The 15699-nt window shown below is 68.6% G+C and carries 11 protein-coding genes; 4 read left to right on the top strand and 7 right to left on the bottom strand.

The annotated features are described in order from the left end of the window. Positions 1-30: 30 nt before the first annotated feature. The 5 genes from AACL56_RS32035 to AACL56_RS32055 all read right to left on the bottom strand — a co-directional run bounded on the left by AACL56_RS32035 (position 31) and on the right by AACL56_RS32055 (position 7092). Positions 31-1602 carry an indolepyruvate oxidoreductase subunit beta family protein gene (locus AACL56_RS32035; protein ID WP_339094384.1) on the bottom strand — a complete coding sequence of 524 codons (1572 nt, stop codon included), beginning with the start codon at positions 1600-1602 and terminating at the stop codon, positions 31-33. Then, positions 1599-3761: an indolepyruvate ferredoxin oxidoreductase subunit alpha gene (locus tag AACL56_RS32040; RefSeq protein WP_339094386.1), complete on the bottom strand. Its 2163-nt coding sequence runs from the start codon at positions 3759-3761 to the stop codon at positions 1599-1601. Before AACL56_RS32040 ends, AACL56_RS32035 begins: the two co-directional genes overlap by 4 nt. Positions 3762-4061: 300 nt before the next feature. Beyond that, the gene (locus tag AACL56_RS32045) at positions 4062-4385 is read right to left on the bottom strand and encodes a hypothetical protein (protein WP_339094388.1); all 324 of its coding nucleotides are present in this window, start codon (positions 4383-4385) and stop codon (positions 4062-4064) included. 107 nt (positions 4386-4492) lie between these two features. Further along, positions 4493-6331, bottom strand: coding sequence for a sensor histidine kinase (locus tag AACL56_RS32050; RefSeq protein ID WP_339094390.1), 1839 nt, complete (start codon positions 6329-6331; stop codon positions 4493-4495). A gap of 74 nt (positions 6332-6405) precedes the next feature. After that, complete coding sequence (locus tag AACL56_RS32055; RefSeq protein WP_339094392.1) at positions 6406-7092, bottom strand: response regulator; 687 nt, start codon at positions 7090-7092, stop codon at positions 6406-6408. A gap of 347 nt (positions 7093-7439) precedes the next feature. Here AACL56_RS32055 and AACL56_RS32060 point away from each other — a divergent pair, with 347 nt between their 5' ends. The 3 genes from AACL56_RS32060 to AACL56_RS32070 all read left to right on the top strand — a co-directional run bounded on the left by AACL56_RS32060 (position 7440) and on the right by AACL56_RS32070 (position 10140). Then, a complete protein-coding gene (locus AACL56_RS32060; RefSeq protein WP_339094394.1) occupies positions 7440-7637 on the top strand; it encodes a hypothetical protein in 198 nt (65 codons plus the stop codon). Positions 7638-7669: 32 nt separating this feature from the next. Then, positions 7670-8782, top strand: coding sequence for a chorismate synthase (aroC, locus tag AACL56_RS32065; RefSeq protein WP_339094396.1), 1113 nt, complete (start codon positions 7670-7672; stop codon positions 8780-8782). A gap of 164 nt (positions 8783-8946) precedes the next feature. Further along, complete coding sequence (locus AACL56_RS32070) at positions 8947-10140, top strand: MFS transporter (RefSeq protein WP_339094398.1); 1194 nt, start codon at positions 8947-8949, stop codon at positions 10138-10140. Between the two features lie 151 nt (positions 10141-10291). Here the strand turns inward: AACL56_RS32070 and AACL56_RS34385 are convergent, their stop codons facing one another. Both AACL56_RS34385 and AACL56_RS32080 read right to left on the bottom strand, forming a co-directional pair. Next, positions 10292-11620 carry a hypothetical protein gene (locus AACL56_RS34385; protein ID WP_425337101.1) on the bottom strand — a complete coding sequence of 443 codons (1329 nt, stop codon included), beginning with the start codon at positions 11618-11620 and terminating at the stop codon, positions 10292-10294. Between the two features lie 32 nt (positions 11621-11652). After that, positions 11653-12321: a hypothetical protein gene (locus AACL56_RS32080; protein ID WP_425337102.1), complete on the bottom strand. Its 669-nt coding sequence runs from the start codon at positions 12319-12321 to the stop codon at positions 11653-11655. Between the two features lie 231 nt (positions 12322-12552). On the opposite strand from AACL56_RS32080, the gene AACL56_RS32085 reads away from it, so the two are divergent. After that, positions 12553-15696: a type VI secretion system Vgr family protein gene (locus AACL56_RS32085; protein WP_339094400.1), complete on the top strand. Its 3144-nt coding sequence runs from the start codon at positions 12553-12555 to the stop codon at positions 15694-15696. Positions 15697-15699: the final 3 nt, after the last annotated feature.

The raw sequence follows: 15699 nt of genomic DNA on the forward strand, positions 1-15699 counted from the left end.
GTCGTTCTTTCTGGGTTGGAAAAATCCGTCTCAGCGCGCCGGCTTTCGCCGCACGATGTGGATCGGGTGCACGCGCGGAGCAGGCGCCGGCAGGCCGAGCGCGCGGGCCAGGGTGCGGCCTTCGGGGTCGGCGAGCGCGGCTTCGCGCGCGGCGCGCACGCGGGCGGCGGCCTGCTCGAGTGCGTCGGCATCGCGCACCGGCGTGGCCAGCGCGGCCTGCATGTCGTCGAGCACCGCGCCGAGGTTGCGATGGCCGCGCTCGCTGGTCTCGCCGTAGCCTTTCACCAGGTTGCCGCACAGCGCGATCTCGTAGGCCAGCCGCGGGCTCATCGCCAGTGCGCGGCGCACCGTGTCGAGCCAGCGCTTGATCATTTCCTGCTCGGCGGCGTAGCGCGCGCTGCTGCGGCGTATCACGCGCAGCGAGCGCAGCGCGCACAGCATGGCGAAGCCCCACACGGTGTCGGTGCGCATGTGCAGGCCCACGTTGAGCCTGTGCGCCTTGTGCGCGAGCCGCTTGCGCAGCCAGGCCGAGGCGCCGGGCGGCAGCAGCGAGCAGACCTCGTCCAGGCCGGGCTTGAGGTATTCGGTGAGCCGCAACGGCTCGCCGCTGCGCGCGCCCACCTCGTCGCGCACGCGCTGCAGGCGCTCCTCGCGCGTCTTGAGGTCGGCCACGCGGATCACGTCCTCGTAGCTCATCCACAGCGCGAGGTAGCGCGCCGTCTCGCGCGTCACGGGCAGGTCGCCGCCGAAGGGCTGCTCGAGCGCCAGGACCGACTCGACGCGCTGCATGTACAGCTCGCCGTAGCGCGCGTCCTGGTAATCGCTGACCTGCTGCAGGCCATGGCCCGCGAGCGCGCGCAGCGGCTCTGGCAGGGCGGCGATGCGGGCGTGGTCCGGCACGGCGGGCCGCGCCCCCGCGCCGCCGGCGGGCGCCGCCACCGCAACGCCGGTCACGTGGTCGAAGCCCGCCGCGAAACCCTTCAGGCTGGCTTCCACCGCCTTGCCCGATGCGCGGATCGCCTGCTCGCAGGTCTCGCGCGAGAACGGGATGGCGCCGCTGCCGGCCATGGCGCCGAACATCACGGTGTTGATCACCGTGCCGTTGCGCCATGCGAGCGCGCGCATGTCGAAGAGGAAGCTGCGCTGTGCCAGCGTGGTGGCCGCGTCGATCACGCGCTGGCCGTCGTAGCGGCCGTCGCCCATCGCGGACTTCTCGACCACTGCGTACTCGCGGTGCGTGGACGCCACGAGCGTGGTGCGCTGCGGATGCACGAAGCCGCCCTGCAGCATGCGGCCGGCTTCCACCAGTTCGGACGCGGCGACGATGTCGACGTCGCCGGGGTTCGGCGTGAGCGAGAACACCGGTCGGACGCTGCCCAGGCGTGCTGCGGGCACCGGATAGATCTCGATGTAGTAGTTGGTCGCGCCGGTGCGCTGCGCCACGCCGGGCACCGAGGTGCTCTGCACCGGAAAGCCGCAGGCCGAGGCCGCCGAGATGAGCCAGTCGGCCAGCACGCCGCCGCCTTCGCCGCCCATGGCGGCCACCAGCACGGTGACGATGCGCGGTGGCGCGCCTTCGGTGTGGGTCGTCGTGCCGCTCATGCCGCCAGTGCCTCCGAGCGGTCGCGCGCCTTGCCGGCCATGAGGCCGATGACCCCGCCGCGCAACCTGTGCAGCAGCCGCTCCCAGGTGCCGGCGTTCTGCACGATCTCGGCCTTGTAGAAAGAGGGGCAGAGAATCGCGGCGTGCGCGTTCTCGCCGCACAGGCCGCAGCCCACGCAACCCTGGTTGACCGTGGCCACCGGGTCGGTGCGAAGCGCGCTCGGGTTGGGCTTGACGGTGAGCGACGGGCAGCCCGACAGCCGGATGCACGAGTGGTCGCCGGTGCACACGTCGTCGTCGATGCCGAAGCGCGTGCGCACCACGCGCTCGCCTCGCTTGAGCTTCGCGGCCGTCACCGGCTTGATGCGGCGCTGCCGCTCGAGCTGGCACTCGCCGTCGGCAATGATCACCTTGAGGCCGCCTTCTTCCGTGGTCATGGCCTCCTGCAGCGTGTCGCGCATCTCCGCGACGCTGTAGCTCCTGACCTTGCGCACCCAGCCCACGCCCACGCCCTTGAGCGCCGCCTCGATGTCCAGCGTCAGCGGCCTGGCGGCGGGTTGCGTGGGCGACGACGGGATGGCCTGCGTGCCGGTGGCCGAGGTGTAGCCGTTCTTCAGGATCACCAGCACCGAGTCCTGGTTGTTGTAGACCGCATTCACCACGCCGCTGGTGAAGCCGTTGTGCCAGAAGCCGCCGTCGCCCATGATGCTCACGACGCGGTTGCCCATGAGCGGCGCGATGCCCGACGAACTCGCCAGCCCCAGGCCGTATCCCAGCACCGTGCTCCCCGTGTTGAACGGCGGCAGCGTGCCGAAGGTGTGGCAGCCGATGTCGGCGCTGACGTGCACCGCGCCGAGCTCCTTCTGCATCAGCTTGATGGCCGCGAACACTGGCCGCTCGGGACAGCCGATGCAGAAGCCCGGCGGACGGTTGGGCACCGGCACGCCGAGGGCGGCCACCGCCTGCGGCTTGAGCGCGCCCAGCGGCGCGGCCGTGTCCACCACCTGCAGCGCGCCGTCTTCGCCCAGCGCCTGCGGGCGCGCCTGGCGGATGAACTCGGCCAGGCTGCGCACCAGCACTTCGCCGGTGTACTCGCCGGCCATCGGAAAGATGTCCTTGCCGTGCAGGCGGGTGTCGCAACCGGCCTTGCGCAGCATCGCGTGCAGCGCGTCTTCCAGGTAGTTGGGCTGGCCTTCCTCGATCATGAGCACGGCGCGCTTGCCGCTGCAGAACCCGACGAGCTCGTCGGGCACCATCGGATAGACGACGTTGAGCACCTGCAGCGGAATGCGGCTGTTGCCGAATGCGTCCGCCAGGCCGAGCTGCTGCAGCGCGCGGATCGTGCCGTTGTAGAGGCCGCCGGGCAGGATCAGGCCGATGTCGCCGCAGTCGCCATCGAAGCGCTCGTTGAGCTTCTCGCGGCGGATGAACTCCAGCGCGGCCGGCCAGCGCGACTCGACCTTCATGCGCTCCTGCGCGTAGATCGACGGCGGCAGGTTGATGTTGGCGAAGTCGAAGTGCGGCTGCGCGATCGATTCGCGCGTCGAGACGGCCGGCGCGCGGTTGTCCTTGCACACGAAGCTGCCGTGCACGTGGCAGGCGCGGATGCGCAGCTGCAGCATCACGGGCGTCTGGCTCGCCTCCGACAGCTCGAAGCTGCGCTCCACGGCATTCACGATGGACGTGAGGTTCGGCCGCGGGTCCATCAGCCACATCTGCGACTTCATCGCGAAGGCGTGCGTGCGCTCCTGGATGATGCTGGAGCCCTCGCCGTAGTCCTCGCCGAGGATGATCAGCGCGCCGCCCTTCACGCCGGCCGACGCGAGGTTGGACAGCGCATCGGACGCGACGTTGGTGCCCACGGTGGACTTCCACGTCACCGCGCCGCGCACCGGATAGTTGATGGAAGCACCGAGCATCGCGGCCGCGCCGGCCTCCGATGCGCTGTTCTCGAAGTAGATGCCGAGGTCGTCGAGCAGGCCGCGCGCATCGCCGAGCACGTCGATCAGGTGCGAGACCGGCGCGCCCTGGTAGCCGCCGATGTAGCTCACGCCCGACTGCAGCAGCGCCTTGGTGACGGCGAGGATGCCCTCGCCATGAAATTCCTCGTCGGCGCCCAGCGAGAGGCGTTTGACTTCTTCGGCGAAAGATCGCTCCATGGCTTATTTGTCTCCGGCTGGCGGCCCGCGCGGGGCGCTCGCTTTGTCGTGGGATGGCTTGCGGGTTCGAACTTTAGATTTGGTCGTCCAGCAATCCAATCGATGCGACTGGCGTTACACATCGATGAGTTCGATGTGAAGCAACATGATCGGGAGAGGCGCTCGCCGCTGGAGCGCGCGCAGGCGGCTGGCTCGAGGCTGCCCGCGGTCGCCTCGGCTCAAGGACGCGCGCGGTCGCCTCGGCGCGTGGCCGCGCTCACCTTCAACGTGCCGCCTGTCCCTGCCATGGTGGCGGCCCGCTCAGCGCCTGACGGCTCGCCATTGCGCCCGGCGGCGCGCGGCGATCAGTGCCACCGCGCCGCAGCCGAGCAGATTGACCAGGGAGATCGCGACGAAGAGCGCATCGCGTACCACCAGCACCGCGTAGACGGTGGCGGTGACATTCGACAGCACCCAGGAACCCCAGGTCAGCAGCGAGACGGAGACGGCGCCGTCCGTGCAGCGCCAGACCACGACGATCTGCGGGATGTAGGTGAGGACGCGGACCGCGTTGGTCAGCAGGTAGAGCCAGCCGATCAGTGCGAGCAGGGGCCCGTCGGCGGTGGCGAAGGCGTCAAAGTGCATCGTCTGCGGCTCCCCGGAGTAATGCGCGTCGTCTACTGGACACGAGCGCCGACTCTAGGCAACGCCTGCGCGGGCGGGAATACCGTGTGGACGCTACGCCGAACGCACTACGCCGTATGGGAGGCGGACGGCATCCGCAGCGACACGACAGTGCCCGTCGCAGCGTGGACCACCTCGAGGGACGCGCCGAGCTGGCGCGCGCGCACATGCATGTTGGCAATGCCGCGGCCGCCGTTGTCGGGCACCGTCCGGTCCGGCTGCCCGTTGTCGACCACTTCCAGTTCGAGCAGTTCGTCGCGCTGGCGCAATTGCACGCGCACGCGGGTGGCGTTCGCGTGCTTGAGCACATTGGTCAGCGCCTCCTGCGCGATGCGCAGGAGCTGGAGCGAAGCCTGCGGGGAAAGGGCCGAGACGCTGTCCGGGACATCGATGGTCCACGACGGCTGGATGCGGGCTTCTTCGAGCTGCGCCTGCCACCGGAACAGGAAGTTGCCCAGCGCGGTGCGGAAGTCGCCGGCATCGGGCGCCAGCGCATCGAGCGCGATGCGCATGTCGGCGATGCAGTCGCGCAGCACCTCCGCGATCTGCCGCTCGCTCATGTCGCCGCGCTCGACACGCGACAGCGACGTGAACAGGCGCGAACCGAGCCCGTCGTGGATCTCCCGCATGATCGATTGGCGCTCCTGCGACGCGGCATGCTGGCGCTGCAGTTGCGCCATGCGCGTGAAGCTTTCCGCCAGGTGCCGCTCGCGGTCGGCCACGCGGCTCTCCAGCGTGTGGTTGAGCTCCTCGAGCGAGTCCATCGCGTGAATGAAGCGGGCGGTCAGCAGGCTGCCCATGCACAGCAGGAGCAGGTTGGCCGCGTGGTGCAGCAGGAAGATCCGGTTGCCCGCCCAGTTCGGCAGCAGGCGCACGAGCGAGCCGTCGTCCCACGCGATCAGGTAGTCGTGGACGCCCGCGAGCACGGCGATCATGAGCGCCGACGGCATCAGCGCGGCTGCCAGCGTGCGTTGCCTGGCCACGGTGCGGATCGACACGGCGAGGATCGCGAGCCCGATGGGAATCAGCCCCGCGCTCCACCAGCGGTTGACCAGCGGTTCGCTCGGGGGCCCGGCAAGCAGCAGCCAGAGCGGCCCCAGCAGCCAGTAGCCGACCAGCAGCCGGCGAAGCCAGGGGCGGCCGATGCCCGCGAGCCGCAGCGAGAACAGTGCGAGGACGACCACGAAGCCACCCGTGGCGCCGAGGTACACGGTGCGCCACAGATGCCAGTATTCGGACGGCATGCGTTCGATCACGAAGGTGAGGGTGCGCACGCCCCAGAGCGCCGAAGCCAGTCCGAGCAGTCCGTACAGCACCTCGCTGCGCCGGCGCCACCAGATGCACACCACGATCGCCGCCATCAACAGGCAGACGACCACCGTGATCTCGGGCAGCGTGCGAACCCAGAAGAAGCGGCGGTCGTGCACCGGCAGCAGTTCGGCGCGCGGAGCCACCGAGACGGCCGGAAAGCGCGGCGACGTGGAGGAGGGTGCCGCTGCAGCGCGGATCTCGAGCACGTTGCTGCCCGTGCGAAGCAACGGCCGCGGCAGCGAGATCAGATGGGGGCGCTCCCACCGCACATGGACGGTGTCGCTGTCTTCCTCGACCTCGCCGACCCGGATCCCGTTGAGCCAGACCTGGCCGCCTTCGTAAAGATAGGGCAGGTAGACCGCCCAGCCGCCGTCGCTTTCGCCGATCGCAGGCGCGTCGAAGGTGGCGCGGTACCAGACCGCCTCGCTGCGCGAGAGGCGCAGTGCCGGCCCCACCGGCCCGGGCAGCCGGACCTCGGTCCATGCGCGGTCGGCTGCCGGCGGGCTCGTCTGGCCGGATGCCAGCGCCTGCATGCGCGTCAGCTCGAGCGCCAGGGCCGGACGGCCTGCCGCCGATATCAGGATCGCGGTCAACATGGCCGCGAGCCGCAGCAGCCAGGGAACGCCGCGCCGCGTGGACGCCCGTGCGCACCCGGCAGCCTTCGCGGCCGTCAAAGCAGACCCAGCTGGCTGGCTTCGTAGACCGCCTCGCTGCGCGAGTGCACCGCCAGCTTGCGATAGATCTTCTTGACGTGGGAAACCACGGTATGCGGCGAGATCCCCAGCAGTTCGCCGATCGAGTCGAAGGTCAACCCCTTGGCGGTCAGGCGCAGCAGTTCGGTCTCGCGGGCAGTCAGCGGCGAGGGCCGGGGCTCGGGCGACGGGTCGGACGGCATTTCCGGCGCCGGTCGTGCCGCTGCCGGCTCCGGGCGTGCCGTGAGCCGCAGCCGCGTGAGGATGCGTCGCGCAATGCCCGGGCTGATCGGCGCGCCGCCGGCCCGCAGTTCGTGGATGCTGGCGGCGACGCGTTCGGGCGACGCGTCCTTCAGGAGGTAGCCGGTGGCGCCGGCCTCGATCGACTCGACCACGTGGGCGTCGTCGCCGAACATCGTGACGACCAGCACGTCGCAGTCCGGGTGGCGCTCGGCCGCGTGGCGGATCACCTCGACGCCGCCGATGTCGGGCAGGCCCAGGTCGACCAGAAGGACGTCTGGCCCGTGCAGGTCGAGCATCCTCTTGCCTTCCGTGCCGCTGGCCACCGCCGCCACGAGTTGCAGCCCCGCGTCGCGCAGCACCGCGTCCGAGAACCGTCGCAGGAACTCGGGCTCGTCCTCGACGATCAGGACATCGGTGGTCATCGCTACTCCTTGTGAGACCGGCTCTGGCGGGAATTGTCCCGTGACACTGCATCAAAGGGCATGCCGCTAAAGCGCTATCGCCAAGCGCGCCGAGGGACGATAGGCGCGGCATTTCGCACAGGCTGTTCGAGCCGACACAACGGCCGCAACAGGCGCGGCGGTGCTCTAAGCCGACCCTGTTCCCGCTCGACGTCCCCGGCGCAGTGCCGTCACCATCGGAAGCTGCAGCTGCAACTGCGAGGCCGGCGCGCATGCGGAACCTGCTGCAAACCCGGGTGCCGACGCATTGCCCGAGTGCCGGCGAAACCCCATACTGGGGCTCCCACGACGCATCACCGGAGCCTTCCATGAGCAACGAACTGCGCAAGAAGCTGCACGACCTGGCCGAACTCTGCGAGAACGCCACCGACCCGCAGACCAAGGCCATCATCGAGGCGATCCGGCTGCAGACCGCAGTGCTGAACGAGCGGCTGTTCTCCATCGAGCTGCAGGTCGGAGCCCTGACCAAGCGCCTCGAAAACGCGTCCGAAAGCACGACCGGCTGAGCGGCCGCCGCTTTGTAGGGATAATCCCGGCCATGAGCGGCAACACCTTCGGAACACTCTTCGCGGTCACCAATTTCGGCGAGTCGCATGGCCCTGCCATCGGCTGCGTCATCGACGGCTGCCCCCCGGGCATGTCCCTGAGCGAGGCCGACATCCAGGGCGACCTCGACCGCCGCCGCCCCGGCACCAGCCGCCACGTCACCCAGCGCAACGAGCCTGACGCGGTGCAGATCCTCTCCGGCGTGTACGAGGGCAAGACCACCGGCACGCCCATCGCGCTGCTGATCCAGAACACCGACCAGCGCAGCAAGGACTACGGGCAGATCGCCCAGCAGTTCCGCCCCGGCCATGCCGACTTCACCTACTGGAAGAAGTACGGCATCCGCGATCCTCGCGGTGGCGGGCGCTCTTCGGCGCGGCTCACCGCGCCCATGGTGGCCGCCGGTGCGGTCGCCAAGAAGTGGCTGGCCGAGAAGTACGGCATGGTGTTCCGCGGCTGCATGACGCAGATCGGCGAGATCGCCATCCCGTTCGAGAGCTGGGACCACGTTCCGAACAACCCCTTCTTCGCTCCCATCGCCGACGTGAGTGCGCTCGAGGACTACATGGATCGCCTGCGCAAGGCTGGCGACTCGTGCGGCGCGCGCATCCGCGTCACTGCCACCAAGGTGCCCGTGGGCCTGGGCGAGCCGCTGTTCGACAAGCTCGATGCCGAGATCGCCTACGCCATGATGGGCATCAACGCGGTCAAGGCGGTGGAGATCGGCGCTGGCTTCGACAGCGTGACCCAGCGCGGCACCACGCACGGCGACTCCATCACGCCCACCGGCTTCGTTACCAACAATGCGGGCGGCATCCTCGGTGGCATCAGCTCGGGGCAGGACCTCGAGGTGAGCATTGCGATCAAGCCGACGAGTTCGATCATCAGTCCGCGCCAGTCGATCGACATCCACAACAACCCCGTCGAAGTGATCACCAAGGGCCGCCACGACCCGTGCGTGGGCATCCGCGCCACGCCCATCGCCGAGGCGATGCTCGCGCTGGTCGTGATGGAGCATGTGCTGCGCAACCGCGCGCAGTGCGGCGACGTGCAGGCCGACGCCGGGAAGACCGAGGCCGCGTCGCCGCAGGCGTCCTTCCTCTAGGGCATGTTCACACCATTTCTGGCAACCCGAAGGGATGGCCTGCCGCGGCGGGCCACCCGGCGTTGCGCTCCTTGCATGGGCATACGCACATGCGGCGTCGCGCGCCTTGATTGGCCCGCCGTGACAGGCCTTCGCGACGCCAAAAATAGTGTGAACAGGCCCTGATGTCCGCCTCGCCACCAGTGGCCGCCGGACGCGGCCACCTGCTGGCATTCGCTGGCCTGTCGGCCAGCTACTTCGCGCACATCGGTTTCTTCAACCCGTACCTGCCGCTGTGGCTCAAGGACCTGGGGCTGCCGATCTTCACGATCAGCCTGCTGGCCTCGGTGCAGTCGATCACGCGCGTGTTCGCGCCCTACGCCTGGGGCGCGCTCAGCGACCACACCGGCCACCGCGTGATGCTGCTGCGCTTCAGCGCGGCGGTGGCGCTCGTGAGTTCGTTCGGCCTCTGGTGGAACGGCGGCGCATGGTGGCTCGCGCTGGTGCTGCTCGTGATGTTCACCCACACCAGCTCGATGATGTCGCTCACCGAGGCCGCCATGGCGCAGCTGGTAGCCGGCGACTGGGGGCGCTACGGGCGCATCCGCCTCTGCGGTTCGGCCGGCTTCCTGCTCACTGTGTTCGTGGCGGGCGAGTGGTTCGAACGGTTCGGCATGAAGCACTTTCCGGCCTGGGCCGCGGGCACGCTGGCCATCGTGCTGGTCGCCACCATGAAGCTGCCCGACGTGCGCGAGCCGCCTGCCGCACAAGGCACGGTGAAGGAGCCGATCGGCCCGGTGCTGCGCAACCCGGCCGTGCGGTGGTTCTTCGCGTCGCTCTTCTTCCAGGTGATGTCGCACTTCTCGGTGTATGCGTTCTTCTCGCTCTACCTCGACTCCATCGGCTACGGCAAAAGCACCATCGGCCTGCTGTGGGCGCTGTCGGTGGTGGCCGAGATCGTCTGGTTCTTCCTGCAGGGCCGGCTCATCGGCCTGATGCCCATGCCGCGGTGGATGCTGGTGTGCGGCATCGCCGCCGTTGCACGCCTCGGGCTGACCGCGGGGCTCGGCGGATGGATTGCCGCGCTCATCGTCGCCCAGTGGCTGCACGCACTGAGCTTCGCCGCGCATCACACGACCTGCATCGCGGTCGTGTCGCGCCGCTTCCCCGGTCACCTGCGCGGACGCGGGCAGGCGCTGTTCACGGTGATCGGCTATGGCTTCGGCGGCGTGCTTGGGGTGCTGCTCGGCGGGGCCGTGGCGCAGGCCTTCGGGTACCGGACTATGTTCACTGCCGCGGCGTTGCTGGCGGTGGCGGGCAGCGTGTGCGCGTGGCAGGTGGTGAGGCTGGAGCCGATGGAGCGGCCGGTTCGGGCCTGAGAAACCGCAGTGCGCAGGAGCCGCTCGCAGCTTCCTGTCTTGATTGCCTCGAAGTAAAAAGCCGCGCCATGACTGCCTGGTGGCGACATGGCGCGGCTGGTGTCATGCAAGACGCCGGCAACATGCCGACGCCTTGTCCTGTCGCCTCGAATCAGCGTGCGAGGCCGATCTGAAGGTAGCCGGCGACCGGGCCGCCGCGCGCACCGACCACTGCCGAGAGGGTGCCGTCCTGCGTGGCGAAATAGTTCTCGGCGCTTGGGCCGGTGAACAGACGCAGGTTTGCGATGGTGGGGCTGGGCGAAGTCAGGTTGGCACCGAGCGCGGAGACCGTGGCATCGCTGCGCGCGAGCACGGTCGAATAGGTGGTCGCGTCGAAGTCGAGCGTCCCCCAGCTGCCGTTGGTGTCGCCACCGCTGGTTTTGCTCGTGGGCCACGTTGCGGACTCCGTGAGCCCGATGCGGAATATCGAGTCGTTCGGCGCCGCCGTGTTGGTGCCGGCCGCGAGATAGACGTTCTTCCCGGCCACGCGCGCCATATAGAAGACGCCAGCGTCCAGCGGGTCCGCCACGTTGACGATGTTCCATGCATCTGGCGCTGCGCCCTGCGTCACGTTGTACGTCAGCAAGGAGATTGAAGGGCAAGCTGCGACGGAGGTGATGCCCACTTCATTGCACAGTTGCAGCACGGTGCCCGCGCCGGTGATCTGGAGCTGGCGGATGTTCGAGTCGCGCGTGGCGGCTTGCAAGTTGATGCCGAGGCGCGTGTACGCGCCGTCGAGCGTCGACTGCGTCGTCACCATCGCGCGCGATGCCACGAACGGTTGAACCGCGTAGGTGCCCGGCACCTTCGCAACCTGGAACGGGAAGCTGCCGACCACGGTGTCGGTGATCAGCGTTTCTATCAGCTGGTAGTCGTTGAGGTGCGGGATCTCGATGTACGGCGTGAAGATCGGCATGCCGAGCGCGATGGTGTCACCGGGCTGCAGCAGGTGGTTCTCGCGCAGGCTGTTGAAGAGGTAGGTCATGGCGGCAGTGCCGCCTTCCACCGCGTACATGTCGAAGCTGCCCACGAAGGGATGCGTGCCGACCATCTCCTTGTGGATGTACTGGCCCACGATGACCTCGCTCAGGCGCAGCATGCGGTCGGGCACCGGGTAGTTGCAGCCCAGGATGGCCTCGCACATCTCGTAGATGAAGCCGCCCGCGGACAGGCCGAGCTGGTCGCGCACGTACGACACGGCAGCCTCGATGAAGCGCACGCCGGGCTCGTCCTCGTGCGACTTGGTGAAGATCTCGAAGCGCGCCTCGATGCCCTCGCGCTGCGGAAAGCCTCCCACGCCATCCATGTAGATGTAGGAGCGCTCGCTCTCCGTCATGGCGAACAGCCCGAACTGGAAGAAGCCGTGCCGTGGCGTGGTCGCCAGGAAATTCGGATTGCCGCGCCCGGCGTTCAGCATGAGCCTGTCGCTCTGCCGGGCCACCTGGATCAGTGCGTCCTTCAGTTCGAAGGGGCTCAGGCCGCCGAGATCATCTCGGGCGTGGCACTGGCCGCGTCGACCGCCTCGCCGCCGCCGCCCATCGTCTTCCAGAGCCGGTCGGCCTCCGCGCGCAGATCGACGCGCAAGAGCAGCGGAAACACCTGGCTGGTGACGATCACGATCGCGATCAGCCCGAACACGTAGGTGATCGAATAGGCCGTGACCACGTTGGCCTGCAGCTGCCGGATGTCCGCCGCCGGCAGTGCGAGCTTGGAGATGGCATCGGTCGCCGTGCCCACCACCGCCGATTCGGTGGCCGCGCCGGCGATCAGGCCTGCGGCCGTGCCCTGGTCGAGCGACAGAAAGAGCGTGGCGGCCAGCACCAGTGCGAGCACCACCACCACCTCCACCAGGCAAAGCAGGCCGAGCCGCAATCCCTTGGCGTCGAGGTTGGCGAAGAATTGCGGCCCGCCGGCATAGCCGAGCGCAAAGATGAAAAGCATGAAAAAGAAATTCTTCACGCCGTCGTCCAGCTGGATGCCCAGTTGCCCGATACACAACGCGGCAATCAGGGTGCCGCAGATGCCGCCGAGCTGGATCGGGCCGAAACGGATCTGCCCTACCGCATGGCCGATGGCGAGCACCACGAACAGCGCAATTTCAGGCTGGCGCCGCAGTAATGTTGCTATCTCACCGGGTTCCAAGCCGATCCTCCGGGTTGCGGTTTGTTCTTGCTTGTTCGCGAATTAGAGAGAACTTTTTTCTGAGGCACTCGAATCCAAATTATTCGAATTGTTTCTTACGATAAATCAACATTTAAAATAATTGTGAAAACATGCAGGGGAGGTGAGCGTGAAGCTCAATTTGCAAACAATATTCGTATTGAATCAATTTCAATTAGGCGGTTTGTCTTATAGGCAGGCTGCGGCGCGACGATGAATCGCCGCGTCACCATCCAGACGCCCCTGGGCGAGGCGCTGCAGTTCCGCCAGTTGGTAGGCCGCGAGGCGCTGAGCCAGCTCTACGCGTTCGACATCGAGCTGCTGGGCACCAGCAATGCGCTCGATGCCAAGGCACTGCTGGGCAAGCCCGCTACCGTGACGGTGGAGACCGAAGGCGGCGTGCGCCACCTGTGCGGCATCGCCACGCGCTTCGGGCTGCAGCAGGAAGACGCGCGGCACTCGTTCTACCGGCTGCGCCTGCGCCCCTGGCTCTGGCTGGCCACTCGGCGCAGCGACTTCCGCATCTTCCAGGCGAAGAGCGTGCCCGACATCGTTTCGGAGGTGCTCGGCACCTATGGGTACCCCGTCGAGAAGAAGCTCACGCGCGGCGACTACCGGGTGTGGGACTACTGCGTGCAGTACCACGAGAGCGACTTCGACTTCGTTGCGCGGCTGTGCGAGCTCGAAGGCATCTATTTCCATTTCCGGCACGAGGCCGCGCAGCATGTGCTGGTGTTCGCCGACGACATCGCCGGTTCGCACGTCCCGCTGCCCGGCGGCGAGGAGGTGCGCTACCACCCGCTGGAGAAGTCGGGCATGGCCGGCGGACCGGGGCAGCGCGAGCGCATCTACGCATGGGAGACCGCGGAGGAAGTGCGCTCCGGCCACCACTACAACGACGACTACGACTTCGAGAAGCCCAAGGCCGAGCTCTCGCACCTGCGGCAGATGCCGACGGGGCACGACCACGACAGCCACGAGCAGTACGAATGGCCCGGCGGCTTCACGCAGCACGGAGACGGCGAGACCTACGCACGCATCCGCAACGAGGAGCAGCTGAGCCAGCGCAGCCGCGTCACCGGCCGCTCCAACCTGCGCGAGCTGGCCACCGGCCACACGCTGCGCCTGACCGGGCACCCGCGCGCCGACCAGAACCAGCAGTACCTGCTGGTGAGCGTGAGCTACCACCTGCAGGAGACCCTGCAGGCGAGCGAGGGCAAGGACGGCACCGAAGGCTCGGTGCAGCGCTTCGCTTTCGACGCGCAGGCCACCAGCTATCCATGGCGCCCCGCGCGCACCACGGCCAAGCCGCGCACGCGCGGCCCGCAGACCGCGATGGTGGTCGGGCCGCAGGGCGAGGAGATCTGGACCGACCCCTACGGGCGCATCAAGGTGCAATTCCACTGGGACCGGCTGGGGCAGGAGAACGAGCACTCGAGCTGCTGGGTGCGCGTGTCGACCGCCTGGGCGGGGTCGACCTTCGGCATGACCTCGGTGCCGCGCATCGGCATGGAGGTGATCGTCGACTTCCTCAACGGCGACCCCGACTACCCGATCGTCACGGGCTGCGTGCACAACGCCGGCACCATGCCGGCGTGGGAGCTGCCGGGTCAGAAGCACCTGTCGGGCATCCGCAGCCGCGAGCTCGGCGGCGGGCGCGGCAACCACCTGGTGCTCGACGACACGCAGGGCAGAATTCAGGCGCAGCTGCGCAGCGACCACCAGGCGAGCCAGCTGAGCGTGGGTCACATCGGGCGCATCGAGGACACCGCGGGGCGGCAGGAGCCGCGCGGCCAGGGCTTCGAGCTGCGCACCGACGGCCACGGCGCATTGCGCGCGGCCAGGGGCCTGCTGGTGACGACCGAGCCGCGCGCCAACGCGCAGGCGCATACCACCGACATGGGCGAGACCGTGGCGCGGCTCACGCAGGCCCGGGACCTGCACGAGGGCCTGAGCGAAGCCGCACAGGAAGCCAGGGCGCACGAGGCGGGCGACCAGGACGAGGTCACGCAGGCCCTGAAGGAGCAGAACGACGCCATCAAGGGCCAGGGCGCCGGCAACGGCGCGCAGGGCGAGTTCCCGGAACTGCAGGAACCGCACCTCGTGCTGGCGAGCAAGGCGGGCATCCAGAGCGCCGCGCAGGGCTCCACGCACATCGTGAGCAACGAGCACAACGCGATCACCAGCGGCGGCCACACCAGCGTGAGCGCGGGCAAGAGCTTTTTGGTGAGCGCGAAGAACGCGGTGCGGATGTTCGCGCACAAGGCCGGCATGAAGCTGGTGGCGGCCACCGCCGACATCGACATCTCGGCGCTGAAGGACAGCGTCAACGTGCTGGCCAAGCTCAACATCACGCAGACGGCCAACAGGATCACCATCAGCGCGAAGGAAGAGGTGGTGATCAACGGCGGCTCGAGCTACAGCCGATGGAACTCCGGCGGCATCGAGCACGGCACCTCGGGCACCTGGCGCGAGCATGCGTCGGTGCACAGCCTGGTCGGGCCGGCCAGCGAGGGCAAGCCGTCGCTGCCCAACCCCGCGCCGCTGCCGCGCGGGCAACTCGACCTGTACCACCAGTACATCAAGCAGAGCGGCGAGAAGCGGCAGGGCGTGGCACAGGGCGACTACACGGTGGTGGATTCGGAAGGCGGCACCCACAGCGGCACGCTCGACCGCAACGGCTTCGCCAGCGTGGCGGGCCTGCCCATCGGCACGGCCAAGGTGACCTTCGGCAAGGACCCGCGCGACCCGTGGGACGAAGGCAGCTACTTCGGCACGCCCGATGAATGGAAGGCCAAGGGCGCAACGGCAGGGGGCGGCGCAGAGGCCGGCGCGGGTGTGTCGGGCGCCGGCGGCATGGCCGGCTTCGGAAGCACGCTCGCCGCTGCCGGCAAGGGCGCCGTCGGCGGCATGCAGGGGCTGGTCTCGGGTGGCGGCAATGCGCTCGGCGCAGCCGGTGCGCTCGCGGGTGTCGCGGGCCTGAGCAGCAAGGCCGCCGGCGCGATCGGCCAGGTCACGCAGGCGGCCGGCATGGCGCAGCAGGCGGTGAGCGCCGCACAGGCCATCCAGCAAGGCGGCGCCAAGGCGCTGCTCGGCCAGGCGAGCCAGGCTGCGACGGGCATGGCGATCCAGGCGGCGGGCACGAAACTCGGGCCCATGGGCGTGCCGATCACCGGCGTGATGAGCGGTGCGGTGAACGGCGGGATGAAGGGCGTGGTCAACGGCGCCATGAACGGTGCGGTGAATGGGGCCGTGAACGGCGTGGCGAATGGCGCTGCAGGTGCCCTGAAGCCGGGCGTGTCCGCGGTGGCCGGCAATGCGCTGCCGGCAGGGCGTACGCCGGGCTTCCTGGCTTGATCG

It is taken from the genome of Variovorax paradoxus, from assembly GCF_902712855.1.
Classification (GTDB): Bacteria; Pseudomonadota; Gammaproteobacteria; order Burkholderiales; family Burkholderiaceae_C; genus Variovorax; species Variovorax paradoxus_Q.

Coding starts and splice junctions, on each gene's coding strand:
- AACL56_RS32035 (WP_339094384.1), bottom strand. CDS start 1,602: ATGAGCGGCACGACGACCCACACCGAAGGCGCGCCACCGCGCATCGTC.
- AACL56_RS32040 (WP_339094386.1), bottom strand. CDS start 3,761: ATGGAGCGATCTTTCGCCGAAGAAGTCAAACGCCTCTCGCTGGGCGCC.
- AACL56_RS32045 (WP_339094388.1), bottom strand. CDS start 4,385: ATGCACTTTGACGCCTTCGCCACCGCCGACGGGCCCCTGCTCGCACTG.
- AACL56_RS32050 (WP_339094390.1), bottom strand. CDS start 6,331: ATGTTGACCGCGATCCTGATATCGGCGGCAGGCCGTCCGGCCCTGGCG.
- AACL56_RS32055 (WP_339094392.1), bottom strand. CDS start 7,092: ATGACCACCGATGTCCTGATCGTCGAGGACGAGCCCGAGTTCCTGCGA.
- AACL56_RS32060 (WP_339094394.1), top strand. CDS start 7,440: ATGAGCAACGAACTGCGCAAGAAGCTGCACGACCTGGCCGAACTCTGC.
- aroC (WP_339094396.1), top strand. CDS start 7,670: ATGAGCGGCAACACCTTCGGAACACTCTTCGCGGTCACCAATTTCGGC.
- AACL56_RS32070 (WP_339094398.1), top strand. CDS start 8,947: ATGTCCGCCTCGCCACCAGTGGCCGCCGGACGCGGCCACCTGCTGGCA.
- AACL56_RS32085 (WP_339094400.1), top strand. CDS start 12,553: ATGAATCGCCGCGTCACCATCCAGACGCCCCTGGGCGAGGCGCTGCAG.